Origin of the sequence: Sphaerisporangium album (assembly GCF_003323745.1) — a bacterium.
Classification (GTDB): Bacteria; Actinomycetota; Actinomycetes; order Streptosporangiales; family Streptosporangiaceae; genus Sphaerisporangium; species Sphaerisporangium album.
On the sequence record NZ_QOIL01000004.1, the window covers coordinates 34710 to 58456 of the forward strand.

Annotated in this window: 24 protein-coding genes; 15 read left to right on the forward strand and 9 right to left on the reverse strand. The window is 72.6% G+C overall.

Features of this window, described 5'->3' with window-relative positions:
• Positions 1-6: 6 nt before the first annotated feature.
• A complete protein-coding gene (locus tag DQ384_RS07940) occupies positions 7-2391 on the forward strand; it encodes an ATP-binding protein (RefSeq protein ID WP_245966311.1) in 2385 nt (794 codons plus the stop codon).
• 167 nt (positions 2392-2558) lie between these two features.
• On the opposite strand, the gene DQ384_RS41120 is transcribed toward DQ384_RS07940, so the two are convergent.
• The 3 genes from DQ384_RS41120 to DQ384_RS07950 are packed head-to-tail and all read right to left on the reverse strand — an operon-like array spanning position 2559 to position 3464.
• Entirely contained in the window at positions 2559-2723 is a 165-nt protein-coding gene (locus tag DQ384_RS41120; RefSeq protein WP_181871089.1) for a hypothetical protein, read from the reverse strand.
• Positions 2724-2751: 28 nt separating this feature from the next.
• Positions 2752-3255: an ATP-binding protein gene (locus DQ384_RS07945; protein WP_114028078.1), complete on the reverse strand. Its 504-nt coding sequence runs from the start codon at positions 3253-3255 to the stop codon at positions 2752-2754.
• A complete protein-coding gene (locus DQ384_RS07950) occupies positions 3252-3464 on the reverse strand; it encodes a DUF5999 family protein (protein WP_114028079.1) in 213 nt (70 codons plus the stop codon). Before DQ384_RS07950 ends, DQ384_RS07945 begins: the two co-directional genes overlap by 4 nt.
• 408 nt (positions 3465-3872) lie before the next feature.
• On the opposite strand from DQ384_RS07950, the gene DQ384_RS07955 reads away from it, so the two are divergent.
• Positions 3873-4730 carry a chitosanase gene (locus DQ384_RS07955; RefSeq protein ID WP_281274021.1) on the forward strand — a complete coding sequence of 286 codons (858 nt, stop codon included), beginning with the start codon at positions 3873-3875 and terminating at the stop codon, positions 4728-4730.
• Positions 4731-4818: 88 nt separating this feature from the next.
• Here the strand turns inward: DQ384_RS07955 and DQ384_RS07960 are convergent, their stop codons facing one another.
• Positions 4819-5190 carry a DUF742 domain-containing protein gene (locus DQ384_RS07960; protein ID WP_245966312.1) on the reverse strand — a complete coding sequence of 124 codons (372 nt, stop codon included), beginning with the start codon at positions 5188-5190 and terminating at the stop codon, positions 4819-4821.
• On the reverse strand, positions 5187-7445 hold the full coding sequence (locus DQ384_RS07965) for a nitrate- and nitrite sensing domain-containing protein (protein WP_181871090.1): 2259 nt from the start codon (positions 7443-7445) through the stop codon (positions 5187-5189). Before DQ384_RS07965 ends, DQ384_RS07960 begins: the two co-directional genes overlap by 4 nt.
• 185 nt (positions 7446-7630) lie before the next feature.
• Between DQ384_RS07965 and DQ384_RS07970 the strand changes: the two genes are divergently transcribed.
• From DQ384_RS07970 to DQ384_RS07980, 3 genes are read left to right on the forward strand one after another with little or no spacing between them, the layout of a single operon-like run.
• Positions 7631-8605: a DMT family transporter gene (locus DQ384_RS07970; protein WP_245966313.1), complete on the forward strand. Its 975-nt coding sequence runs from the start codon at positions 7631-7633 to the stop codon at positions 8603-8605.
• A complete protein-coding gene (locus DQ384_RS07975) occupies positions 8602-9219 on the forward strand; it encodes a GntR family transcriptional regulator (protein ID WP_245966314.1) in 618 nt (205 codons plus the stop codon). Before DQ384_RS07970 ends, DQ384_RS07975 begins: the two co-directional genes overlap by 4 nt.
• A 46-nt stretch (positions 9220-9265) precedes the next feature.
• Positions 9266-9670 carry a hypothetical protein gene (locus tag DQ384_RS07980; protein ID WP_114028083.1) on the forward strand — a complete coding sequence of 135 codons (405 nt, stop codon included), beginning with the start codon at positions 9266-9268 and terminating at the stop codon, positions 9668-9670.
• An 88-nt stretch (positions 9671-9758) separates the two neighbouring features.
• Here the strand turns inward: DQ384_RS07980 and DQ384_RS07985 are convergent, their stop codons facing one another.
• A complete protein-coding gene (locus DQ384_RS07985) occupies positions 9759-10511 on the reverse strand; it encodes a crotonase/enoyl-CoA hydratase family protein (RefSeq protein WP_114028084.1) in 753 nt (250 codons plus the stop codon).
• A gap of 238 nt (positions 10512-10749) precedes the next feature.
• Between DQ384_RS07985 and DQ384_RS07990 the strand changes: the two genes are divergently transcribed.
• Genes DQ384_RS07990 through DQ384_RS08025 form a run of 8 tightly spaced genes read left to right on the forward strand, consistent with a single transcriptional unit; the run spans position 10750 to position 19362 of the window.
• On the forward strand, positions 10750-12213 hold the full coding sequence (locus tag DQ384_RS07990) for a sugar transferase (RefSeq protein ID WP_114028085.1): 1464 nt from the start codon (positions 10750-10752) through the stop codon (positions 12211-12213).
• Complete coding sequence (locus tag DQ384_RS07995; RefSeq protein ID WP_114028086.1) at positions 12213-13280, forward strand: glucose-1-phosphate thymidylyltransferase; 1068 nt, start codon at positions 12213-12215, stop codon at positions 13278-13280. Before DQ384_RS07990 ends, DQ384_RS07995 begins: the two co-directional genes overlap by 1 nt.
• Positions 13277-14245 (forward strand): dTDP-glucose 4,6-dehydratase, encoded by a 969-nt coding sequence (rfbB, locus tag DQ384_RS08000; protein WP_114028087.1) that lies wholly within the window; start codon positions 13277-13279, stop codon positions 14243-14245. Before DQ384_RS07995 ends, rfbB begins: the two co-directional genes overlap by 4 nt.
• Positions 14242-15156 carry a dTDP-4-dehydrorhamnose reductase gene (gene rfbD, locus DQ384_RS08005; RefSeq protein ID WP_245966315.1) on the forward strand — a complete coding sequence of 305 codons (915 nt, stop codon included), beginning with the start codon at positions 14242-14244 and terminating at the stop codon, positions 15154-15156. The genes rfbB and rfbD overlap by 4 nt, the downstream gene beginning before the upstream one ends.
• Positions 15156-16421: an MFS transporter gene (locus DQ384_RS08010; RefSeq protein ID WP_114028088.1), complete on the forward strand. Its 1266-nt coding sequence runs from the start codon at positions 15156-15158 to the stop codon at positions 16419-16421. Before rfbD ends, DQ384_RS08010 begins: the two co-directional genes overlap by 1 nt.
• Complete coding sequence (locus DQ384_RS08015) at positions 16418-17362, forward strand: glycosyltransferase family 2 protein (protein WP_181871091.1); 945 nt, start codon at positions 16418-16420, stop codon at positions 17360-17362. The genes DQ384_RS08010 and DQ384_RS08015 overlap by 4 nt, the downstream gene beginning before the upstream one ends.
• 57 nt (positions 17363-17419) lie before the next feature.
• Positions 17420-18598, forward strand: a complete 1179-nt coding sequence (locus DQ384_RS08020; RefSeq protein WP_114028090.1) for a hypothetical protein — start codon at positions 17420-17422, stop codon at positions 18596-18598.
• Positions 18595-19362, forward strand: coding sequence for a WecB/TagA/CpsF family glycosyltransferase (locus tag DQ384_RS08025; protein WP_114028091.1), 768 nt, complete (start codon positions 18595-18597; stop codon positions 19360-19362). The genes DQ384_RS08020 and DQ384_RS08025 overlap by 4 nt, the downstream gene beginning before the upstream one ends.
• A 4-nt stretch (positions 19363-19366) precedes the next feature.
• Here the strand turns inward: DQ384_RS08025 and DQ384_RS08030 are convergent, their stop codons facing one another.
• Entirely contained in the window at positions 19367-20209 is an 843-nt protein-coding gene (locus DQ384_RS08030; protein ID WP_114028092.1) for a glycosyltransferase, read from the reverse strand.
• A 35-nt stretch (positions 20210-20244) separates the two neighbouring features.
• Here DQ384_RS08030 and DQ384_RS08035 point away from each other — a divergent pair, with 35 nt between their 5' ends.
• Positions 20245-20877 (forward strand): acyltransferase, encoded by a 633-nt coding sequence (locus DQ384_RS08035; RefSeq protein WP_114028093.1) that lies wholly within the window; start codon positions 20245-20247, stop codon positions 20875-20877.
• Positions 20874-21890, forward strand: coding sequence for a TolB-like translocation protein (locus DQ384_RS08040; protein ID WP_114028094.1), 1017 nt, complete (start codon positions 20874-20876; stop codon positions 21888-21890). The genes DQ384_RS08035 and DQ384_RS08040 overlap by 4 nt, the downstream gene beginning before the upstream one ends.
• Positions 21891-21955: 65 nt before the next feature.
• Here DQ384_RS08040 and DQ384_RS08045 read toward each other — a convergent pair whose 3' ends face one another.
• Entirely contained in the window at positions 21956-22930 is a 975-nt protein-coding gene (locus DQ384_RS08045) for a right-handed parallel beta-helix repeat-containing protein (protein WP_114028095.1), read from the reverse strand.
• Positions 22931-23006: 76 nt separating this feature from the next.
• Positions 23007-23678 (reverse strand): hypothetical protein, encoded by a 672-nt coding sequence (locus DQ384_RS08050; protein WP_147268689.1) that lies wholly within the window; start codon positions 23676-23678, stop codon positions 23007-23009.
• Between the last annotated feature and the right edge of the window lie 69 nt (positions 23679-23747).

Genomic DNA, 23747 nt, shown 5'->3' on the forward strand with positions numbered 1-23747 from the left:
AGCGGGATGGCGGTGAGCACCTCGAGATCCCGGCGCACGCGCGGGCTCCCGGCCGAGGTCACGAGCTTCGTCGGACGTAGGCGTGAGCTCGCCGAGATCCGGTCGCTGCTGTCGAGATCCCGGCTCGTCACCCTCACCGGGGTGGGCGGCGTCGGCAAGACCCGGCTGGCCTGCCGCATCGCCACCGAGGTCGGGCGGGCCTTCCCCGACGGCGTGTGGTTCGCCGATCTGGGCTCCCTCGACGACCCCGAGCTGCTCCCGCAGGCCCTCGCCGACGTGCTGCGCCTGCACGAGGAGGGCGGACGGGCGTGCGTGGACCGGCTCGCCGAGCACCTGTCCGGCAAGAAGGCGCTGGTGATCCTCGACAACTGCGAGCACCTCCTGCACGACTGCGCGGTCCTCACCGAGGAACTGCTCGCCTGCGCGCCCGAGCTGCGCGTGATCGCCACCAGCAGGCAGCCGTTGCACATCGGCGGCGAGCGGACGCTGGCGGTGCTCCCGCTGCCGCTCCCGGAGGCCGGCGGCCGGCCGATGTCGGTCGATGCGCTCGCCCAGGTGGACGCCGTACGGCTGTTCGTCGAGCGGGCCGAGGCCGTGCTGCCCGATTTCGCGGTCACGGAGGCCAACCGGGACGCCGTGGAACGGATCTGCCGGCGCCTGGACGGCATCCCGCTGGCGATCGAGCTCGCCGCCGTACGGCTGCGCGCGCTGTCGGTCCGGCAGCTCCTTGAACGGCTGGACGACCGGTTCCGGCTGCTCGCCTCGGGGACCCGCGCGGCGACGCCCCGGCACCGGACGCTGCGGGCGCTCGTCGACTGGAGCTACGAGCTGTGCACCGAGCCTGAACGGCTGCTGTGGGCCCGTGTCTCGGTCTTCTTCGGCGGGCTCGACCTGGACGCCGCCGAGGCGGTGTGCTCCGGTGACGGGATCGCGCGCGAGGACGTCGTGGACCTGGTCAGCGGGCTGGTGGAGAAGTCCGTGCTGCTGCGCGACGAGGCGCCGCCGGGGGTCAGGTACCGGCTGCTGGAGACGATCCGGCAGTACGGCAGGGACCGGCTCGCCGAGTCGGGCGAGCAGGACGCGCTGCGCCGGCGCCACAGCGACTACTACCGCGAGCTGGCCGGGCAGGCGCGGGCGCACCTGTTCACCGGAGCCCAGGTGGAGTGGCTGGCCCGGCTGCGGCTCGACCACGCCAACCTGCGCGGCGCGCTGGCGTCCTGCTTCGAGCACGGAGGGCCCGAGGGCGCGCGGGCCGGCCTGGAGACGGCCGCCGACCTGCTCTACCACTGGAAGACCAGCCGGCACGTCCGGGAAGGGCGGCGCTGGCTGGACCGCGGGCTCCTTGCCGTGGACGAGCCGGGCGAGCTGCGGGCACGGGCCCTGTGGGTCGACGCCTGGCTCGCGCTCATGCAGGGGGACGACGCCGTGGCCGTCCCGATGCTCGGGGAGAGCCGCCGGATCGGCGAGCGGCTGGGCCTGGACCGGGTGCTCGCCTACGTCACGCTCTTCTCGGGCATGGCGTCGCTGTACCAGGGCGACAGCGGCCCGGCGATCAAGATGTTCGAGGAGGCCCTGGCCTCCCACCGCGCCGCACACGACGAGGTCGGCGAGGTGGTGGCGCTGACCCGGCTGTGCCTGGCGTACTCCTTCGAGGGGGACTCCGCGCGGGCCGTCGCCTGTGGCCAGGAGGCGCTGGAGATCTGCGAGGCCCGAGGCGAGGTCTGGCACAAGGCGTACGCCCTGATGGCGCTCGGCATCGAGGTCTGGCGTCAGGGGGACTCGGCGCGGGCGGCCGCGATGGTGAAGCAGGGACTGCGCTTCAACGGCGCGCTGGACGACTGGTTCGGCGTGGGGATCTGCCTGGAGGTGCTGGCCTGGATGGCCTCGGGGGACGGGGACCACGAGCGGGCGGCCCGGCTGTTCGGGGCGCTGTCCGGCATCTGGCAGGCCGTGGGCACCCAGTTGTCCGTGTTCGGGCATCTGACGCGGTACCACGACGAGTCCGTGACGCGGACACGGGACGCGCTGGGCGACCCGGCGTACCGCGTCTCGGCCGCGCAGGGCGCCCGGCTGACCCTGGACGAGGCGCTCGCCTACGCCGTCGAGGAGCCCGCGTCCGTCCCCGAAGCCGAGCGCGCGTACGAGCCGGCCCCCTCGCCGCTGACGCGCAGGGAGACCGAGATCTCCCGGCTCGTCGCCGAGGGGCTGAGCAACAAGGAGATCGCCGCGCGGCTGGTCATCGCCCAGCGCACGGCGGAGGGGCACATCGAGCACATCCTGGGCAAGCTCGGGTTCCACTCGCGGGCGCAGATCGCGGTCTGGGTGGCCGAGCAGGGACGGGCCGGGGACGGCTTCGCGTCCGGGTGGCGCGGCGTCCCGCCCGAGGCCTGAGAAGGCGGGACGCCGGGGCTGAGAGGTGTGGGCGGTCCGTCTCAGCCCCGGCGTCTCCTTTGGGGGAAGCTGGGAATCGATGGGGGAGCCGGGCCGGGGTGGGCCCCAGGGGGTTCGGTGTCCGGCGGGGCGGTGAGCGTTCACCCGCCGGCATGGCCGATACGCGGTCAGTAGGGCAGGGTGCGTCCGGACGGGGTCCGCAGGTCGGGCATGTCCTGTGCGGCGGCCCTGGCCCGTTGCCTGCGGATGCGGAGGCGCCGCATGGCGTGCCGCCTCCCGGCCGCGTTCCGCGGGTCCATGCCCTGCTCGGCGGGTCTTCCGATCTCGGTCATATCTGCGATCACCGTTCCTTGTACGGGCTCACGCGGTCCGCTCGTCGTCCTCGGCGGCGCGGGCCGGGCACTGCTCGGCGGCGGGGAGCTCGAACCAGACGACCTTGCCGGAGGAGACGCGGTAGCTGCCCCAGGAACCGGAAAGCGCTTCCATGAGGTACATGCCCCGGCCGCCCTCGTCGCCGTCGTGGGCCTCGCACACCCGCGGGAGGGCGGGGTTGGTGTCCTGAACCTCGCACCGGAGCATCCCGTCGTCCATCGAGACGGTCATGACCGCCGCCCACGCGTGGCGCATGGCGTTGGTGACGACCTCGCTGACGAGCAGCTCGGCGACGTCGCTCTGTTCCCCGATCCCCCAGGCGGCCAGCTGGCGCCGGACGCGCCTGCGGGTGCGCGGCACGGTGGCCGGCTCCGGGAGCAGGACCCACGTCGCCTGCCTGCCGGGGTGGCGGGCCGGGCGGATGTGGAGCACCGGGCCGAAGCCGCGTGAGGTGTCCACCGCGGGTGCGCTCTCGGTGAGTGTCATCGTCATGCCGCCCGTCCATACGCCTCGCGCCCGTAGGCGACCTGGTGGAGGGGCGGAACGCTGCGACCGTCGGGCAGGAGTTCGCCCGTGTCCTCGAAGACCACCACGCCGTTGCACAGCAGCCCCCACCCCTGCTCGGGGTGGAACGCCACCAGGCAGGCGGCTTCGTGATCGACGGCATCCGCCGGCGGGCACTGAGGTTGGTGTTGACACATGGCTTGCACCTGATCCGATTGGTCTGTCCGTGGCTCTCTTTGCCAACACGTCGAGCATCTCCCGACGGCTCCATACCTAGTAACGGGACAACTACCTGCATCACTACCCATTCCGCCCAAATGGGTACCGTTTCTTTACATTGGGCGCGGCTCGCGGGGATTCGCATGACCCGGGCGGGCGGTTGGGAAAGCGGTTGCCGCCGAGGCGCCGAAATGGCGGTACGGGGGCGAACGGATGAGCCCATTGACACCGATGTGGCGCTGGTGCTTCCATTCGTTAGGTAACTTTCCTAACGATCGCTGGAGGCGCCCCCGCCTCCGGCCAGACCGCCACAGGCTCCGGCGGCGCGAGACGGCCGTACCCGCCTCGCGCACACCCCCGCCAGGAGCGGCGGAACGGAGAGACAGGTGCGCATCCCCCGGCAAACCACCCCCCGCAGGGCCGCGCTGCTCGCGCCCGTGCTGGCCGCCGCGCTGGTCCCGGCCCTCGCCGGCACCGCGGGCCCTGCACACGCGGCCGCCTCGGTGATGTCCGCCCCCGCGCGCGCGGCGGCCGTGGACCTCACCGACCCGCACAAGAAGGACATCGCCATGCAGCTGGTGTCGAGCGCGGAGAACTCCTCGCTCGACTGGAAGGCGCAGTACAAGTACATCGAGGACATCGGCGACGGCCGCGGCTACACGGCCGGGATCATCGGCTTCTGCTCCGGCACCGGCGACATGCTGGACCTCGTCGAGCTCTACGCCGAGCGCAAGCCGGGCAACGTCCTCGCCAAGTACCTCCCGGCGCTGCGCAAGGTCAACGGCAGCGCCTCCCACAGCGGCCTCGACCCGAACTTCACCAAGGACTGGGCGACCGCCGCCAAGGACACGGTGTTCCAGAAGGCGCAGAACGACGAGCGCGACCGGGTCTACTTCAACCCCGCCGTCCAGCAGGCCAAGGCGGACGGCCTGCGCGCCCTCGGCCAGTTCATCTACTACGACGCCATCGTCATGCACGGGCCCGGCAACGACAGCGTCAGCTTCGGCGGCATCCGCAAGACGGCCATGAAGAAGGCCAGGACCCCGGCCCAGGGCGGCAACGAGACGACCTACCTCAACGCCTTCCTGGACGCCCGCAAGGCCGCCATGAAGACCGAGGAGGCCCACAGCGACACCAGCCGGGTCGACACCGAGCAGCGGGTCTTCCTGAAGGCCGGCAACCTCGACCTGAACCCGCCGCTGACCTGGAAGGTCTACGGCGACAGTTACACCATCAAGAGCTAGCGGACAATGCCACGGGCCCCCTCCGAACTCCGGAGGGGGCCCGCGATCTATGACAAGCCCGTGCGGAAGGCCCGCCCGGACGTAGGGGTCACAGTGCCTGGAGCCCCTGGATCACCTCGCGCAGGATGTGTTCCCCCGGGAGCTGGGAGACGCTCGCCGGGGCCCGCACGGTCACGAGCTGCTGGTCGCGCAGGTCGCCCAGCAGGACGCGCACGACGCCGAGCGACAGGCCGCTCTCGGAGGCCAGGTCGACCACCGACGTCGGCGCCGCGCACATGCGCAGGACGCGCAGGTGCTCGGGGCCCAGCCCGGGCTGGGGCCGTCCGCCGGGGACGGCCCGCACGATCGCCACCATGTCGAACGCGGGCCCCGTGGGACGGGTGCGGCCGCGTGTGACGGTGTAGGGGCGGATGATGGGGCCGGCGTCCTGGTCGAGCCAGCGTTCACCGCCGTCGTTCACGTCCGGTCCTCCTCTCCGTCTCGGGCGCGCTGCCATCCTGCCCGGAAAGAGGAGAACATGTCAGGGGACGGCTGAAGGTGCTCCCCGCCGCCCGGACGTCCAGGCGCGCTCTCGGGCGGCGTGGCGGCGTCGCGGAGCTGCGGGGCGAGGTTCGCCTGCCGCACGCGGTGGGGAAGGCCCGCGGCGCCCTTGGAGCGCCCGTTCGCCGCGCGCCCGCCGTTCCCGGCCGCGTCGTCCGCGGACCGGCTCTCGACGGCCGCCCGCCCCTCCCCGTCGCCGGAGCCGCCCGCGACCGCGAGGCCGCCGGACGTCCCGTTCCCCCTGGACGGGCGGGCGTGGCCCGTCCCGGCCTCGACGGCGGCGATCCGCTCCAGCGAGTACTGCTCCCGGGGCACCGAGTCGGCCGAGGTGACCAGCCCTTCGGGGAGGAGGACGATCGCCGTCGTGCCGCCGTACGGCGAGACGCGCAGCGAGACGCGGATACCGCGCCGCGCGGCCAGGCGGCCCACGACGAACAGGCCCAGCCGGTCGCTGTCAGCGAGGTCGAACTCGGGGGGATCGGCAAGTCTCGCGTTGATCTGGTCCATCTCCTCCGGGCTCAGCCCGAGCCCCCTGTCCTCGACCTCGATCGCGAACCCTCTGGCCACGGCCTCGCCGCGGACCTCGACGTGGGTGTGCGGCGGGGAGAAGATCGTGGCGTTCTCCACCAGCTCGGCGAGCAGATGGATGACGTCGGTGGCGGCGTTGCCGCTCAGCGCCATGTCCTCGGGCATGGCGACGTGCACGCGCAAATAGTCTTCCACCTCTTCGACGGCCGCGCGGACGACGTCGAACATCGGCACCGGCGTGCGCCATCCGCGGCCCGGGACGGCGCCGGAGAGGATGATCAGCCCCTCGGCGTGCCGGCGCATGCGCGTGGTCAGGTGGTCGATGCCGAACAGCTCGTCCAGCAGGTCCGGGTCGGTCACCTTGCGTTCGAGGGCGTCGAGCATCGAGAGCTGGCGGTGCAGCAGTGACTGGTTGCGGCGGGCGAGGTTGAGGAACACCTTGCCGACGCCCTTGCGGATCTCTGCCTGTCCCACGGCGGCCTGCACCGCGGTGGTCTGCACGGACGTGAACGCCTGCCCCACGCTGACGATCTCCTCGGTGGTGCCCGTGGCGATCGGCGGGGTCTCGGCGGCCACGTCGACGTCCTCGCCCTGCCGCAGCCTCCGCACGACGGAGGGGAGCCTGCGGTTGGCGAGCTCCAGGGCGACGCTCTGCAGGTGCACCAGCTCGGCGGTGATGCGCCGTCCGAAGCGGACGCACACCCACAGCGAGAAGCCGATGCCGATCAGGCCGAGCCCCGCGGCGACGCCGATCCGCCACAGGATGCCCATGGCGATCGGGGTGGCCCGGTCGGCGATCTGCCGGGCCGCGACCCCGTTCTGCCGGTCGAAGAGCCTCGTGGCGGCCTGGACGTTCTCCGCCCACTTCGCCGAGGCGGCCGGCAGCGCCCTGCCGCCGCCGACGTCCTGGCTGATCTGGTCCTCGATGGAGGAGAACCTCGTGTACGCCTGGGAGTTCTGCAGGACGAGGTAGGGCTGGCGCAGCTCGTCGTCGAGGAGCTGGAAGCCCATGTCGTACAGCAGGCGGCGCTTGGTCACCATCGCCGTGAAGGCGGTCTGCTCGTCGGTGCTCATCGTCCCCGCGGCCGCGGCGCCCACGACCAGGGCGGCCTGCTGCCACATGAGGTCGCGGCTGCGGTCGATGAGCGTGATGGCCCGCGTCGGCGGGCCGAGCTCGGGGTCGCCGGCGAGGCGCAGGCTGTCGTACACGCGGGCGACGGCGTCGGAGATCAGGTCGTAGGCGTCCAGCGTGAGCAGGGGCGTGAAGCTCTTGGCGTCGACGCGGGCCCGGATGTCGGGCAGCCGGCCCGTCACGGTGACCAGCTCGATCGCCCGCTGGTAGATCGATAGATCCGGCACGTCCTGAACGCCGCCCGGCAGCGCCTTCTGTTCCAGCACGGCCCGCGCCTGGTCGGTCCTGGCCCGTTGCGCCTCCAGGGCGGTGCGGTCGCCGGAGGACGATCCCAGGTAGGCGAGCGACTCGTAGCGCTCGTGGTGGAGCTGGGTCGACAGGTTTCCGGCCGGGACGATCACGTTGGTGTAGATGGACTGCACCTGAAGGAGGTCGAGCCCGCTCTGCACCGTGATCGTCGCCGCGAAGGCCCAGATCCCGATCAGGGAGATCAGTGGTACCAGTGCCAGGGTCAAGATCTTGAACTTGATGGATCTCTTACGCCCACCCATGAGACCTCGCTGGGGAGCCGCATCGTTACGCGCGGGTTATTGGTGGCGAAACAGTACCAATGGGGGTCGAGTGCAGACAGGCCCCTTAATTAACGAATCATGCCTCATTTCCGGCCGAATCTCACTGGGTCGTTGCATCAACTGTCTAGTTGTCAGACAATCTCGCCATGGTCTCCATCCCGGCCAAGAGCGGACGCGCGCGCGGCGCCGCCGCAGGTCCCGTGGGCGTGATCGCCGCCGCCGTCCTCTGGGGGACCGCGGGCACGGCGGGGACGCTCGCGCTCGCCGGACCGGCCGACCCGATCGCGCTCGCCGCCGCCCGCCTGGTCATCGGCGGCCTCGTCCTCGCCGCCGTCGCCGGCCGCGCCGCCCGGCGCCTGCTCGCGCGCGGGCGCCCGCTGCCGCTCGCCCTCGCCGCCGTGGCCGCCGCCGCGTACCAGCTCTGCTTCTTCGGCGCCGTCACCCGCACCGGCGTCGCGGTCGGCACCGTGGTCGCGATCGGCAGCGGCCCCGTCTTCACCGGCCTGCTCTCCTGGGCCTACGACCGCAGGCGCCCCGGCCGCCGCTGGGCACTCGCGACCGCCGCCGCCGTCGCCGGGTGCGCCGCGCTGGTCTCGGGCGGCCTGTCGGGGGGCGCGGCGGTCGGCGTCGACCCGCCGGGCGTCCTGCTCGCGCTGGCCGGGGGGCTGCTGTACGCCTTCTACGCGGTGACCGCCTCGCGGGCCATCGCGGCCGGGGCGCCGTCCAGCGCCGTGATGGTGCTCATGTTCGGGGGCGCGGCGGTGGTGATGCTGCCGATCCTGCTCTGGAGGGGCACCGCGTGGCTCGGCGAGCCGCACGCGCTGCTCACCGCCGTCTACCTCGGGTGCGCCACGACGGCGCTGGCCGCAGTCCTGTACGGACGCGGCCTGCGCGCCACGCCGGTCGCCCGCGCCGCCACGCTGACGCTGGCCGAGCCCGCCGTGGCGGCCCTGCTCGGTCTCATCGTCCTGCACGAGCGGCTCACCCCGGTCTCCTGGGCGGGGCTCGCCCTGCTCGGCGCGGCCCTGGTCGTGGTCGCCCTGCCCGAACCCGTCCGTCCGGCTCCCGCCGACCGCGTCGTGGAGGCACAATCGTCGGCGTGAAACTGCGCCCCGTCTCGACGGTCGACGCGCTCGCGGCCGCCCTGCGCCGGCGCGTGCTCTCCGGCGAGATCTCCCCCGGCACCGCGCTTCCCGAGCAGGAGCTGTCGAGCCTGTACGGTGTGGCGCGCCCGACCGTCCGCGAGGCCCTGGCCGTCCTGGTCCACGAGGGGCTGCTGCGGCGCGAGCGCAACCGCAGCGCGTACGTGCCCGAGGTCACGCTCGCCGACCTGGACGACCTGATGTACGTCCGGCGTCCCCTGGAGGATCTGATGGCGGCCGCCGTGGCGGGCCGGCGGGTGCCCCAGGCGGACGCCGCGCTGACGCGCATGGCGGCCCTCCCGGCGGACGCGCCGTGGGCCGACGTCGTCGCCGAGCACATGGCGTTCCACGAGGAGCTGATCCTCGCCGTGGGCAGCCCCCGGCTGGAACGCCTGTACGGCGCGCTGGCGGCCGAAACCCGGCTCGGGCTCGTACGCCTTCGGGCCATATATCACGACAGAGCGAAACTGGTGGACGAGCACCGCGCGCTGCTGGACGCCATCGCCGCAGGTCCCGCCGAGGCCGCGCGCCGCGCGACGGCCGCCCATCTGGTGCACGCCTGGGGTGCTGATTAGCCGCTTCTCTTGCGAGGACGCCTGGTGAGTCGTCACAATCGCGCCCATGCACGGCAACTCAGTGCCGGACTCCTATGTGTACGTCACCGAAGAGGGCGTCACCCGTCACTACGCCGACGGCAGTGTCGAGGCCCTCGCGTGGGAGGACGTGGTCGAGGTCCGCGTCGGCGGCGTCACCGAATCCGACATGCTGATCGTCCTGCTCGACCGCGACGGCCAGGGGTGCGTGGTGCCGCGCTCCGCCACCGACGCGACCTTCCTGGCGAGGCTGCGGTACCTGCCGGAGTTCGACCTGGAGCGGCTGAGCGACGCGGTGACGTCCGCCCACGCCACCTCCGGGGGCAACGCCGGTGGCCCGGGGCACGCCGGGTACTCCGGATACTCCGGATACGTGGTCGTGTGGCGCAGCCCGGATCCGCCGTCTCCTTTGCCGGATCTGGAGTACGACTAGCGGCGCACCGGCCGGATCGGCCGCAGAGTGATCAGGCTCCGGCGGCCCTCGGGGCGGCCGCGACCGGTGGGGCGTTCCTCGGCCCGCGTCAGGCTCCGTGGCGGCCGGCGCCCGAGCGGAACCGGCCGACGCCGTCGGTGGCGCTCCGGAGCGAGACCAGGCCGTGGCGGAACTCGCCGCGCAGCGCCTCCTCCTCGGTGAGCCCCTCCTGCTCCAGCAGGGACAGGCGGTCCCGCCGCATGCAGTCCTGGGGCAGGGCGGCGAGCTCGCGGGCAAGCTCCTCGGCGTTCTCGCGCGCCGTGCCCGGCGGGACGACCCGGGTGACAAGGCCCATGGCCAGTGCCTCGGCGGCGCCCACGGCGCGGCCGGTGAGGATCATGTCCATCGCCCGGCCCGTGCCGACCAGCCTCGGCAGCCGCACGGTGCCGCCATCTACGAGAGGGACGCCCCAGCGGCGGCAGAACACCCCGAAGACGGCGTCCTCGGCGGCCACCCGCAGGTCGCACCAGATCGCCAGCTCCAGGCCGCCCGCCACCGCGTACCCCTCGACGGCGGCGATCACGGGCTTGGACAGGCGCATGCGCGTGGGCCCCATGGGCCCGTCGCCGTCCTCGCGCACCCGGTTGCCGCGCTCGGTGCCGATCGCGTGCAGGTCCGCGCCGGAGCAGAAGGTCCCGCCCTCGCCCCACAGCACGGCGACGGACGCGTCCGACTCCTCGAAGTCGCGGAAGGCCCGGGCGAGCGCGGCGGCGGTGGGACCGTCCACGGCGTTGCGCACCTCCGGACGCGCCAGCACCACCGTCGTCACCTGGCCCGATCTCACCACCTGGATGTCAGACATGTACTGAATCTAGCTGGGGCGCGGTCATGTACACGGGTTTGGACCGTTCCGTCAAGGGAGTGCCCCGCACGGCGACGAGGCCTATTGTGGCCAATGCCCGGCTATTTCCCTTGTTGCGGATGATCTTTAGTATTTGAACGGGTACCCACGCTCCTGATGTTTCGGAGCCATGTGTCAACCAAAGCGACGCGATGGCCGTCTGCTACATAGGTCTGACAGGAGCAGGGCAGGGGTAAGCATGAGGGTGGGGTTGCAGGAGCGCTCTGTCGCGCTTCTCGACACGGGCCCGCTGACGGCGTCGAGCATCTGGACGCGCTCCTATATGCGGGCTCTTCTCGCAGGTGACATGGCATGCGCCATGATCGCCTGCGAAGTGGTGATGGGATTCAGGCTCTGGGTGGGCGCCTTCATCCCCTGGTCGGAGTTGCTGTTCGGCTTCGGCCTCGCGCTGGTCTGGCCCGGTGCCATGGCACTGGCCGGCGTCTACCGCGAGAAGAGTCACGGAGAGGGCAGCGAGGAGTTCCGTGGGGTCTTCGACGGAGGGGCAGGGCTGACGGCGGCGGTCGCCATCGGCGCCTACGCCACCCAGACGATGATCGCGCGCAGTTACGTGATGGCGATGCTGCCGCTCGCCACGGCGCTCACCCTGGCGTTCCGCTACCGCATGCGCAAGCGGCTGCACCGGCGGCGGGCCCAGGGCGAATATCTGCGGCGCGTGGTGGCCGTGGGCCACCGCACCGCCGTTCTCGATCTGGTCATGCAGTTCCGGCGGCAGCCGTACCACGGCATGCGGGTCGTCGCGGCGTGCCTGCCGCCCGGGCAGTTCCCGGGCAACGGGCTCGACATCGACGGCGTGCCGGTGTACGGCGACTTCGCCGACGTGGCCACCGTGGCCGGCAAGGTGTCGGCCGATGCCGTGGCCGTCCTCGCCTGCCCCGAGCTGGACGGCGCCGCGCTGCGCCGCCTGGCCTGGAGCATCGAGACCAAGGGCACCGAGCTGTTCGTCGCCCCGGCGCTGATGGACGTCGCCGGCCCGCGCACGAGCATCCGCCCGGTCGCCGGGATGCCTCTGCTGCATGTGGAGCACCCGGAGTTCGACGGCGGGCGCCAGATCGTCAAGAGCCTGTTCGACAAGCTCCTGGCGGCGGCCGCGCTAAGCGTCCTGGCGCTGCCGATGCTGGTGATCGCGATCCTCATCAGGACGACCAGCCCCGGGCCGGCGCTGTTCCGGCAGACCCGGGTGGGCCGCGACGGCCGCGAGTTCCGGGTCTTCAAGTTCCGCACGATGGTGCGGGACGCCGAGAAGCTGAAGGTCGACCTCCTTGACAACAACGAGTTCGACGGAGTGCTGTTCAAGATAAGGAACGATCCAAGGGTCACCCGCGTGGGCGGCTTCCTGCGCCGGTACTCCCTGGACGAGCTGCCGCAGTTGTTCAACGTCGCGCGCGGCGAGATGTCGCTGGTGGGGCCGCGTCCGCCGCTTCCCGAAGAGGTGGCGCAGTACGGCACCGACGTCCGCCGCAGGCTCGTCGTCAAGCCGGGCATGACCGGCCTCTGGCAGGTCAGCGGGCGTTCCGACCTCTCCTGGGAGGAGTCCGTGCGACTCGACCTCCGGTATGTGGAGAACTGGTCGCTGATCCTCGATCTGCAGATCCTGTGGAAGACATGGTCTGCCGTCACCCGTGGTGGAGGGGCTTACTAGTGAAGGCGCTCGTGCTCGCCGGAGGCTCAGGCACCCGCCTCCGGCCGATCACCCACACCTCCGCCAAACAGCTGGTCCCCGTCGCCAACAAGCCCGTGCTGTTCTACGGGCTGGAGGCGATCGCCGCGGCGGGCATCCGCGAGGTCGGGATGATCGTCGGCGACACCCACGAGGAGATCGAGGGCGCGGTCGGCGACGGGTCGGCGTTCGGGCTGGAGGTGACCTACCTGCGGCAGGACGCGCCGCTGGGCCTGGCCCACGCGGTGCTGATCGCCCGGGAGTACCTCGGCGACGACGACTTCGTCATGTACCTCGGCGACAACTTCATCGTCGGCGGCATCGAGCCGCTGGTGAGGCGGTTCCACGACGAGCGCCCCGCCGCGCAGATCATGCTGACCCGCGTCGCCGACCCCCGGCAGTTCGGCGTGGCCGAGCTGGACACCTCCGGGCAGGTCGTCGGGCTGGAGGAGAAGCCGGCCGCCCCGAAGAGCGACTTCGCCCTCGTCGGCGTCTACATGTTCACCCCGGCGGTCCACGAGGGCGTGGCCGCGCTGAAGCCCTCCTGGCGCGGAGAGCTGGAGATCACCGACGCGATCCAGTGGCTGATCGACGAGGGCCACCGGGTCTCCTCCACGATCATCTCCGGCTACTGGAAGGACACCGGCAACGTCACCGACATGCTGGAGGTCAACCGGCTGCTGCTGGAGGACCTGGACCAGCGCCTGGACGGCGCGGTCGACGACGCCTCCGAGATCATCGGCCGGGTGGTGGTAGAGGACGGGGCCGACATCGCCCGCTCGCGCATCGTCGGCCCGGTGATCATCGGCCGGGGCGCCGTGGTGCGGGACTCCTACGTCGGCCCGTTCACCTCGGTCGCCGAGGACTGTCAGGTCGTGGACAGCGAGATCGAGTACTCCATCCTGCTGCGCCGCGCGTCGATCCACGGGGTGCGCCGGATCGAGGCCTCCCTGATCGGGCGCGACGTGGAGGTCACGCCCGCTCCCAACACTCCCAGAGCCCATCGGCTGGTGCTCGGCGATCACAGCAAGGTGCAGATTAGCTCATGAGGGTTCTGGTAACCGGCGGCGCCGGTTTCATCGGGTCACACTATGTCCGCACGGTGCTCACCGGCGGCTACCCGTCGCTGGAGGGCGCGAAGGTCACGGTCCTCGACGCGCTCACCTACGCGGGCAACCTCGCCAACCTGGAGCCCGTCCAGGGCGGGTTCGAGTTCGTGCACGGCGACGTCTGCGACGCCGCGCTGGTCGCCGAGGTCGTCGCCGGCCACGACCTGGTGGTCAACTTCGCCGCCGAGTCGCACGTCGACCGGTCGATCGACGGGCCGTCGGCGTTCGTGCGCACCAACGTGCTCGGCACCCAGACCGTGCTCCAGGCGTGCCGGGACGCGGGCGTCGGCAGGGTCGTCCAGGTGTCCACCGACGAGGTGTACGGGACGGTCGAGGAGGGCTCCTGGAACGAGGACGCGCCACTCCAGCCGCGCTCGCCGTACTCCGCGGCCAAGGCGGGCGGGGACCTGCTCGCCCGCGCGTACGCCGTGACGTACGGGCTGCCGGTGTCGATCACGCGCTGCGGCAACAACTACGGGCCGTACCAGTACCCGGAGAAGGCGATCCCGCTGTTCGTCACCAACCTCCTGGAGAGCGGGAAGATCCCGCTGTACGGGGACGGCCTGAACGTCCGCGACTGGGTGCACGTCGACGACCACTGCCGGGGCATCCAGCTCGTGGCCGAGCGCGGCGAGCCGGGCGAGGTCTACAACATCGCCGGCACCGCCGAGCTGACCAACCTGGAGCTGGTCCAGCGCATCCTCGACGAGCTGGGCGCCGACTGGAGCGTGGTCGAGCGCGTGCCGGACCGCAAGGGGCACGACCGCCGCTACTCCCTGGACGACTCCAGGCTGCGGGCCATGGGGTACGCGCCCGCCACGTCGTTCGAGGAGGGCATCACCGAGACCGTCCGGTGGTACGCCGACAATCCGTCCTGGTGGAAGCCGCTCAAGGGCGCGCGGTGAGCCCGATCAGTCCGGGGGGCCGGGCCGGCGAGGGGGGCCGCGTGCTCGTCACCGGGGCCGCCGGCATGCTCGGGACCGCCGTGGTGGCCGGGCTGGCGGGCGGCGCCGCGTCCGACGTGCTGGCCTTCGGCCGCGACCGGCTCGACCTGCGCTACCTGGACGGCGTCCGCGACACCGTCCGGCGCGAGAAGCCGGACACCGTGATCAACTGCGCCGCCTGGACCGCCGTGGACGACGCCGAGACCCGCGAGATCGACGCGCTCGCGGTCAACGGCAGCGGCGTGCTGGCGCTGGCCGAGGTGTGCGCGGAGGTCGGCGCGCGGCTGGTCCACGTCTCGACCGACTACGTCTTCGACGGCAGGGCCGAGACGCCGTACGACGAGGACGCGCCGACCGCGCCGATCAGCGCCTACGGCCGCACCAAGCTCGCCGGGGAGCGCGCCGTCCTGGAGGTGCTCCCCGAGACGGGGTACGTCGTGCGCACCGCGTGGCTGTACGGCGCGGGCGGGCGCAACTTCGTCCACACGATGATCGGCCTGGAGCGTTCGCACGACACCGTGAAGGCCGTCGACGACCAGATCGGCCAGCCCACCTGGACCGGCGACCTGGCCGCGCGGCTCGTCGAGCTCGCGCGCGCCGACGCCCCGCCGGGTGTCTACCACGGCACCGCCTCCGGCGAGGCGACGTGGTACGACCTGGCGCGCGAGGTCTTCACCCTGCTCGGCGCCGACCCCGGCCGGGTGCTGCCCACCGGGCGCGCGACGTTCGCCCGTCCGGCCGCCCGGCCCGCCTACAGTGTGCTCGGCCACGGCCGCTGGGCCGAGGCGGGGATGCCGCCGCTGCGCCACTGGCGCGACGCGCTGCGCGCCGCCTGGCCCTCCATGATCGCGGCGGCCGGGGGCCGGGCCTGATGTACCTGTCCGAGACGCGCCGGACGGACGCCCAGGCGAACCCCGGCGCCGATGACGCGGCGGCCCCGCCGCCCGGCCGCACGGCGACCACGCGGGTGCTCGCAGGGAACGTCGTCGCGCTCGGCATGGTCAGCCTGCTCACCGACGTCTCCTCGGAGATGGTGACGGCGATCCTGCCCCTCTACCTCTTCTACCAGCTCAGCCTGAACCCGGCGCAGTTCGGCCTGCTGGACGGCCTCTACACCGGCGCGACCGCCGTGCTGCGCCTGGTGGGCGGGCACGTCGCCGACCGGTTCCGCAGCCGCAAGCTGGTGGCGGGCGCCGGGTACGGCCTGTCGGCGGTGGTCAAGCTCGGGTACCTCGCCGCCGGGCGCTCCGTGCCGCTCATCGGCCTGATGATCGGCCTGGACCGCACCGGCAAGGGCCTGCGCACCGCGCCCCGGGACGCGATGATCTCGCTGAGCGCGCCGCCGGAGGCGCAGGGCCGCGCGTTCGGCCTGCACCGGGCCATGGACACCGCGGGCGCGCTCATGGGGCCGCTCGTCGCGTTCGGCGTGGTCGCGGCCGTCGGCAGCGCCTACGACGCGGTGTTCGTGGTCAGCTTCTGCGTCGCCCTGCTCGGCGTGCTGGTGCTCGTGCTGTTCGTCCGCGAGCCCGGCGGCCCCGCGCGGGAGCGTCCCAAGGTCTCGCTGCGCGACACCGTCACCCTGCTGCGGGACCGGCCGTACCGGCGGGTGCTGGTCGCCATGGTGCCGCTGTCGATCGCCACCGTCAGCGACTCCTTCCTCTATCTGGTGGTGCAGCGCGGGGCCGGGCTGGACGCGGGCTGGCTGCCGCTGCTGCCCGTCGCCGTCTCGGCGGCCTACCTGCTCGCCGCCGTGCCGTTCGGCCGTCTCGCCGACCGGGTGGGCCGCTCCACCGTCGTGATCGGCGGGTACGCCGCCCTGCTGGCCTGCTACGCGCTGCTCCTGCTGCCGCAGGGCCCGGTGGTCCTGGTCGCGGTGCTCGTGCTGCGCGGCCTGTCGTACGCGGCGACCGACGGCGTGGTGAGCGCGCTCGCCGGGCCCCTGCTGCCCGAGGAGCGCCGGGCCACCGGCCTCGCGGTCGTCCAGACCGGCCAGGCGCTCGGCGCGATGGCCGCCTCCTGGGCCTTCGGCGTGCTGTGGACGGCCCAGGGCTCGCGGGCCGCCGTCACGGTGATGGCCGCCGGGCTCTGCCTGGCCCTTGCCGTCGCCGTCCCCCTGCTCAGGAAGGCACGCGCGTGAACCTGTCCGTGATCATCGTGACGTACCGCAGCGGCGGCTACATCGCCCGCTGTCTCGCGGCCGTCGAGCGCGCCGCCAAAGCCGTGGACGCCGAGGTGATCGTCGTCGACAACAACTCGCCCGACGACACGGTAGAGGTGGTCCAGGCCGCCGCGCCGTGGGCGCGCGTGGTCGCCCGGCAGGAGAACGGCGGCTTCGCCGAGGGCTGCGTGGCCGGGGCCGAGGTCGCGCGGGGACGTCACCTCGTCTTCGTCAACCCCGACGCCGAGGTCCGGCCCGACGCGTTCGCCGAGCTGCTCGCCTGCGCCGCGCGCCACCCGCGCGCGGGCATCGTCGGCGGGCGCTGCGTCACCGAGGCCGGCGACAACGACCCCCGCTCCTGGTGGGGACGGCCGACGCCGTGGTCGGCGCTGTGCTTCGCCACCGGCCTGTCCACCGCCTTCCCCGGCAGCTCGCTGTTCGACCCCGAGTCGCCGGTCACCTGGACCGGCGAGCGGCGGGTGCCGATCGTCACCGGCGCGCTCATGCTCGTCGACCGCCGGCTGTGGGACGAGGTGGGCGGGTTCGACACGCACATCTTCATGTACGGCGAGGACGCCGACCTGTGCCTGCGCGCGCGGGCCGCCGGCTACCGGCCCATGGTCACCGACCGGGCCGTGTTCGTGCACCCCGGCGGCCTGTCGTCCTCCAGCCTGAACAAGCTCGTGCTGCTGTTCACCGGCAAGGTGACCGTGGTGCGCCGCCACTTCCCGCGCGGCCTGCGCGCGGCCGGGGTGTTCCTGCTGCTGTTCGGGGTCTGGCTGCGCGGCACGCTGAGCCGCCGGGTGTCGTCCCCGGACGCCGACCGGCAGGGACGCCCGACGGCGCGCGGCGGCGACTGGGCCGAGCTGTGGGCGCTTCGCGCCAAGTGGTCCGGGGGCTGGGATGCCCGCGGGGCCTGACACCGACGTTTCACCATCGAGTAGTCACATGAGATCGAAGGGTTGGGGTGGTGGGCGATGACTCGCCATGAGGGTCGTCTCGGCGCGCTCGCCGAGGTCGACGCGTCCGCGGCGGAGCTGGCCGACCGCATGGTCGGCCTTTCGGTCCGCGGGCTTCCTCCCGGTTACGTCAACGGTGAGTTCGTCTTCACCAGGAGGGGAAGGCTCGGCGCCGACGGCGGCTGGACGGCCGTCCCGGAGGGCCGCAGCGTGCGCTACAGCGCGATCGTCGCCCTCGGCGTGGCCCCGTTGCCGCGGGACGGGCAGCGCGCCGCCCTGGCCGGCGATCTTGTGGGCGACCTGGTGGGCAACCTCGTCCGCGGGCTCCCGGGCGTGACCAACCTCGGCGACGTGGCCCTGATCACGTGGGCCGCCGCCGAGACCGGGCACGCGGGGCTGGAGCAGGGCCTCGCGCGGCTCGCCGAGCTGGAGGCGGGCCTGCGCGAGGGCGAGCCGGTGTACACGGTCGAGGCGGCGTGGGCGCTGGCCGCGCTGGTCGCCGCGCACCGCGCAGGCCCCGGCGCCGAGCTGGAGAAGCGGCTCGCCCGCGCCCGCGAGCGGCTGCTGACCGGGCTCGGCGACGACCGGCTGTACCGGCACGTCATCGGCCCCGCGTCCTGGTACCGCGCCCACGTCGGCTGCTTCGCCGACCAGGTGTACCCGCTGCAGGCCCTGTCCCGCCTGCACGCCCACACCGGCGACCAGGCGGCCCTGCGCGCGGCCGAGCGCATCGCCGCGGGCATCTGCTCCGCCCAGGGTGAGCACGGCCAGTGGTGGTGGCACTACGACGCCCGCACCGGCGGCGTGGTCGAGGGCTACCCGGTGTACAGCGTCCACCAGCTGTCCATGGCCCCGATGGCGCTGCTGGACCTCGCGGACGCGGGCGGCACCTCCTATATGAAGGAGATCGCGCTCGGCCTGCACTGGATGACCTCGCGTCCGGAGATCGACGACGAGCTGATCATCGAGGAGCTGGACCTGACCTGGCGCAAGGCCGCCAGGGACGACCCCAAGAAGATCGTCCGCGGCGTCCGCGCCGTGGCCACCGCGATCAACCAGGGGTCCCGGCTCGGCGTCCTCGACCGCATCTACCCGCCGCTCGCCGTCGACCGCGAGTGCCGTCCGTACGAGCTCGGGTGGCTGCTGTACGCGTGGCTGTTCTCGCTGCCCCGTGACGTGCCCGGCGGCGCCCGATGACCGGCCTCGCGCCGCGCTCGGCGATCCTCGGCATGTCGCTGGACGCGCTCACCATGGAGCAGACCGTCGCCCGGTGCGTCACCGCGGTCGAGAACCGCGAGAACCTCACCATCGGCGTGGTCAACGCGGCCAAGGCCGTCCGCATGCGCGAGGACGCGGCGCTGCGCGACTCGGTGGTGTCCTGCGACCTGGTCGTGGCCGACGGGCAGGCCGTCGTGTGGGCGTCGCGCATCCTCGGCAGGCCGCTGCCCGAGCGGGTCGCGGGCATCGACCTGTTCACCTCGCTCATGGCGGAGGGCGCGCGGCGCGGGCACCGGGCGTACTTCCTCGGGGCGCGGCCGGAGGTGCTGGAGCGCGTCGTCGAGCGGGTGCGCGCGACCTACCCGGGCCTGGTCGTCGCGGGCGCCCGCGACGGGTACTTCACCGACGAGGAGGCCCCGTTCGTCGCCGCCGAGATCGGCGGCTCCCGGCCCGACCTGCTGTTCCTCGGCATGACCTCGCCCAAGAAGGAGATCTTCTGCGCGCGGTACGCCGACGACATCAAGGCGGGCGTCATCCACGGCGTCGGCGGGTCGTTCGACGTGTTCGCCGGGAAGGTCCGCCGGGCCCCCGCCGTCTGGCAGCGGCTCGGCATGGAATGGCTGTACCGGTTCCTGCAGGAGCCCGTCCGGCTCGGCCCGCGCTACCTGTCCACCAACACCAAGTTCGCCTGGATGGTGGTGAAGGAGTACGTCCAGGGCCTCGGGCGCGGACGTAGGGGGTGACCCCTCAGGTCCTGCTGCTCTCGTCCCGCAGCCACGTGGTGTAGTCCTTGGCCTTCACCGCGCGGCGCGCCCGCGCCCGCGCGACCAGCGTGACGGTCAGGAACACCGCGAGGTGGGGCAGAAGCCACGGCGCGCGGCCCGCGATGCCCGCCAGGTCGCGCAGGCCCGTCCGCGCCTCCTGGCCCGGCATCGGGCCCTGCTCGATCTCGGCCACCACCGTCACCGCGCGCACCCGGCGGCGCAGCAGGTCGCCCAGCGTGCGGGGCGGGTGGATGACGGCGCTCGCCGCGCGCACCACCCGCCGCTCGCCGGGGGCGAACGCGAGCGACGCGGCGAGGTCGTCACCCATGACGGGCGGCAGGTCCATGAGGCGGCGGTTGCCCTCCCGCGACACCGCGATCACGCCACGCCCGAACAGGCCCTCCCGGACGGCCGGCAGCCGCGTCCACACCGCGTAGTACGCCCGCACCGGCCAGGGACGGTCGCGCAGCGCCAGCGCGCGCTCCGGGGCGGCCGCGAGCGGGCCGCCGGGCGCGGCCAGGACGTCGCGCAGCGCGCGCACGTCCGCCGTGCCGACCTGCACGTCCGCGTCCACGTAGACGCGCGGGTGCGCGGCCGCGGCCTCGTCGCCGAGGCGCAGCGCCTCGCGCTTGGAGGGGATCTCGGTCTCGACCACGCGGACGCCCGCGAACCCGCGGGCCACGCCCGCCGTGTCGTCGTCGCAGCCGTTGGCCACCACGACCACGTCGAACTCCCCGTCCTCAGCCTCCGCGAGCAGGCTCGTCAGGAGTCGGCCGATTACCCGGGCTTCGTTGTGTGCCGGGATGATTACGCTCGCGCTTGGCATAGTTCCGAAGTATCCACCCTGAGGGGGAATGTGTGATGACAGAACCGCGAATCGCACCCACCGCCGACGTGGACCCAAGCGCCAAGATCGGTGCGGACAGCGCGGTCTGGCATTTGGCGCAGGTACGCGAGGGCGCCGTCCTCGGTGAGGGGTGCATTCTCGGCCGCGGCGCCTACGTCGGCCCGGGGGTTCGGATGGGTGACCGCGTCAAGCTCCAGAACTACGCGCTGGTGTACGAGCCGGCCGTGCTGGAGGACGGCGTGTTCATCGGCCCGGCCGCCGTGCTCACCAACGACGTGTACCCACGCTCCACCGACGTGGACGGCGCGCTCAAGCGCGACGGCGACTGGACCGCCGAGGGGGTCGTCGTCCGCGCGGGCGCCTCCGTCGGCGCGCGCGCCGTGGTCGTCGCCGGGCGGACGATCGGCCGCCACGCGCTGGTCGCGGCCGGCGCGGTCGTCACCAAGGACGTGCCGGACTTCGCGCTCGTGGCGGGCGTGCCCGCGCGGCGCATCGGCTGGGTCGGGCGCGCGGGGGTGACGCTGGAGGAGGCCTCGGGCGGCTGGCGCTGCCCCGCCACGGGCGAGCTGTACGCCGAGCACGACGGCGTCCTCAGCGGGCCGCGAGCCGCGCTGCCCGGCGCCGAGCCAGGGGAAGCGCCCGCGTGAACGTCTCCGGCCTTTCCACCCGGGCGCGGGTGGCCGTCCTGGTCGCCGCGGTCGTGGTCCTCGCCGCCGCGGGCACGGTGTACGTCCTGCGCGCCCGCGCAGAGACGCCCGCCGCCGCTCCACCGCCGGCCTCCGGCGCGACGCCCGTGCCGAGCGCGACGACCCTGGAGCGGGGCGCGCTGATGACCGTCGGCGCCGGTCCCTCGGCCGACAGCGGCATGGTGCGCGCCGCGCCCGCCCAGGGCGAGGGCCGTCCCCGCACGACGGGCCTGCGCTGCAAGCGGTTCTACGCCGCCGCGGGCACCGGCGTGTGCCTGCGCGTCGGCGAGACCCTCACCATCGGCTCGGAGGCCATCGTCCTCGACGACCACCTGCGCGAGCTGCGGCGCGTCCCCCTCGCGGGAATCCCTAGCAGGGCGCGCGTCTCGGCGAGCGGGCGCATGGTGGCCTGGACGTTCTTCGTCTCCGGCGACTCCTACCTCAGCGTCGGCTTCTCCACCCGCGCCGGAATCCTGGACACCCGCACCGGCACGCTGGTCAAGAGCCTGGAGGACTTCACGCTCCGCAAGGACGGCCGCGTCCACTCCGCCGTCGACCTGAACTACTGGGGGGTGACCTTCGCCTCCGACGACAACCGCTTCTACGCGACGGTCTCCACGGGCGGCAGGACCTACCTCGTCCAGGGCGACTTCGCGGCGCGCGGGATGCGCGTCCTGCGGGAGAACGCCGAATGCCCCTCGCTGTCCCCGGACGGCACGCGCCTCGTCTACAAGAAGCGGGTCGGGGGCGCGAGCGATCCGTGGCGGCTGTACACGCTGGACCTCGCGAGCGGCAGGGAGACGGCGCTCGCCGAGCCCGCCAACGTGGACGACCAGGCCGCGTGGCTCGACGACCGCACGGTCATGTACAGCAAGCTGCGCGGCGACAGCTCGGACGTGTGGGCGGTGCCGGCCGACGGGTCGGGACGCCCGGAGCTGCTGGCGCGCGACGCGTTCTCACCCGCGGCCACCTGAGCTGTGCCTATGGCCTCGCTTCGCTCGGCGGTTCGGGGCGCCTGAGAGTCGGTGCCCCGAACGGGTCAGCCCTCGACGGCCTCGCGGGTGTCCTCCCACACGTTCCCCTCGAAGCGGTTGCCCTTGCCCTTGGTGTCGAAGTAGGTGACGGGCCCCCAGAAGCCGCCCTTCGGGAAAAGCCGGCGGGTGAACACGTTGTTGAGGACGCGGATGTTCGTCGGCGTGCCGAACTTCCCTGCGCCGCCGTAGATCGTGTAGCCCCCGCCGCCCAGCAGGTTGTTCTCGATCAGCACGTCGTGCGCCCGGCTGAAGTCCTGGTAGATCGAGATGGCCGAGGTCTGCGAGAGCTGGTTGAAGATCGTGTTGTGGCGGATCGTCAGCGTCAGCCCGTCCTGCGGGGAGCCGTTGACCTGCGGCCCGGTGATGTGGTCGCCGGGGAACTCCTTGAAGTCGTGCATGTAGGAGTCCTCGATGAGGCCGTGGTCGGTGCCGACGGAGTTCGACACGGTGTGGATGTTCGCCCGGCGCACGGTGATCTGCCCGCCCTGGTTCAGCACCCCCCACTGCGCCTTGACGGTGCCGTCCCCGGAGATCTCACAGTCCTCGATGACGGCGCCCGACGCCCCCTCCGCCTGGATGACCGACCAGTCGCCCTCGCCGATCACCCGCACGTTGCGCACGACGACGTCGTCGGCCTTGATGTTGAGCTTCCCGTGCACCTCGAGGTTCTCGACCACGGCCCCCTTCTTCAGGACGGTGACCTCTCCGACTTTCTTCAGCACGCTGCCGGGGCGCAGGCCGGTGGTCTGGGCGGACGGGAAGCCGCCGCCGATGGCGTCACCCGTGCTGGAGGGCACGGTCCCGGAGGAGGGTGTGCGCCCGGGGAGGGGGTCGCGGGCGGCGGCTTCCTTCGGCCCGGATCCGCACGCCGCCAGGGCCGTGACGCCGGCGAGGACGAGGACGGAGAGCCTGACCGTCCCCCTGAAGCCTGTGGAGCCGGTGGACTCGATGGCTAGGCGGCGTGGTGGCGAAGAGGTCACCAAGGGCTCCAGGGCTCGTGTGGGAACGCTCCACAGCGGTCTCGCCGGAGCGCGGGTCACCTGCGGGGTCGGGGTGTTACGTGTTCGTGCCGAGATGGGGTGGCCTCGGCCGCCGCACGGTGGTCATCATCAGGTGGTCGGAGGGGCGGCCGGCGTCGCGCCTGCTGCGGTCCCGCGTCGCCGACATGACCGCGACCGACGCCAGCACGGCGATCAGCCCGATGCCGACGGTGGCGCGGCTCTTCTGCAGCGGCTGGCGCTGCGGCCCGAAGATCGAGCCGATCGTCTCCCACTTGATCATCACGCGGCCGTTGGCCCCCGAGGAGGTCTGGAGCTTGTCCACCTTCTGCGTGAGAAGCTTGAGCGCCAGATTCAGCGTGTCGATCGAGTCCTTGGGATCGGCCGACAGCGACTGCAACGTCGCGTACGGCTGGCCGTACACCGGAAGCTCCTCGTTGCCCCAGTGGGCGACCTTGTACGAGAAGTCCGCCGTGCCGCCCATCTCGCGCAGGCGCTCGCGCGTGCTGGGGTTGTCGAAGTACCGGGCGGTGGCGAGCGCCATGAAGATGTGGTTGTCGGTGAAGTGGTCGTACACCTCACCTTGGAAGTGGTTCGTCTTCGTGATGAACGCGACGGTCACCACACTCTGGTAAAGAGGGGACTTGTATCTCACCCACCACACCGCGAAAGCGGCGAGCAGGAAGACCAGTGCCAGGCAGGAGCACCTGACGACCACTCGCCTACGCACCGACACATCGTGGCACAGGCATGAGCAGTTTTGGGCCGGGCCTGGTAAAGAAAGCACGCGCAGGAAACA

Bases quoted from the DNA above. Each gene is read 5' to 3' on its own strand.
- DQ384_RS07940 (WP_245966311.1), top strand. From the start codon at position 7: ATGGCGGTGAGCACCTCGAGATCCCGGCGCACGCGCGGGCTCCCGGCC.
- DQ384_RS41120 (WP_181871089.1), bottom strand. From the start codon at position 2,723: ATGACCGAGATCGGAAGACCCGCCGAGCAGGGCATGGACCCGCGGAAC.
- DQ384_RS07945 (WP_114028078.1), bottom strand. From the start codon at position 3,255: ATGACGATGACACTCACCGAGAGCGCACCCGCGGTGGACACCTCACGC.
- DQ384_RS07950 (WP_114028079.1), bottom strand. From the start codon at position 3,464: ATGTGTCAACACCAACCTCAGTGCCCGCCGGCGGATGCCGTCGATCAC.
- DQ384_RS07980 (WP_114028083.1), top strand. From the start codon at position 9,266: ATGCACGGCAACTCAGTGCCGGACTCCTATGTGTACGTCACCGAAGAG.
- DQ384_RS07985 (WP_114028084.1), bottom strand. From the start codon at position 10,511: ATGTCTGACATCCAGGTGGTGAGATCGGGCCAGGTGACGACGGTGGTG.
- DQ384_RS07990 (WP_114028085.1), top strand. From the start codon at position 10,750: ATGAGGGTGGGGTTGCAGGAGCGCTCTGTCGCGCTTCTCGACACGGGC.
- rfbB (WP_114028087.1), top strand. From the start codon at position 13,277: ATGAGGGTTCTGGTAACCGGCGGCGCCGGTTTCATCGGGTCACACTAT.
- DQ384_RS08010 (WP_114028088.1), top strand. From the start codon at position 15,156: ATGTACCTGTCCGAGACGCGCCGGACGGACGCCCAGGCGAACCCCGGC.
- DQ384_RS08020 (WP_114028090.1), top strand. From the start codon at position 17,420: ATGACTCGCCATGAGGGTCGTCTCGGCGCGCTCGCCGAGGTCGACGCG.
- DQ384_RS08025 (WP_114028091.1), top strand. From the start codon at position 18,595: ATGACCGGCCTCGCGCCGCGCTCGGCGATCCTCGGCATGTCGCTGGAC.
- DQ384_RS08030 (WP_114028092.1), bottom strand. From the start codon at position 20,209: ATGCCAAGCGCGAGCGTAATCATCCCGGCACACAACGAAGCCCGGGTA.
- DQ384_RS08035 (WP_114028093.1), top strand. From the start codon at position 20,245: ATGACAGAACCGCGAATCGCACCCACCGCCGACGTGGACCCAAGCGCC.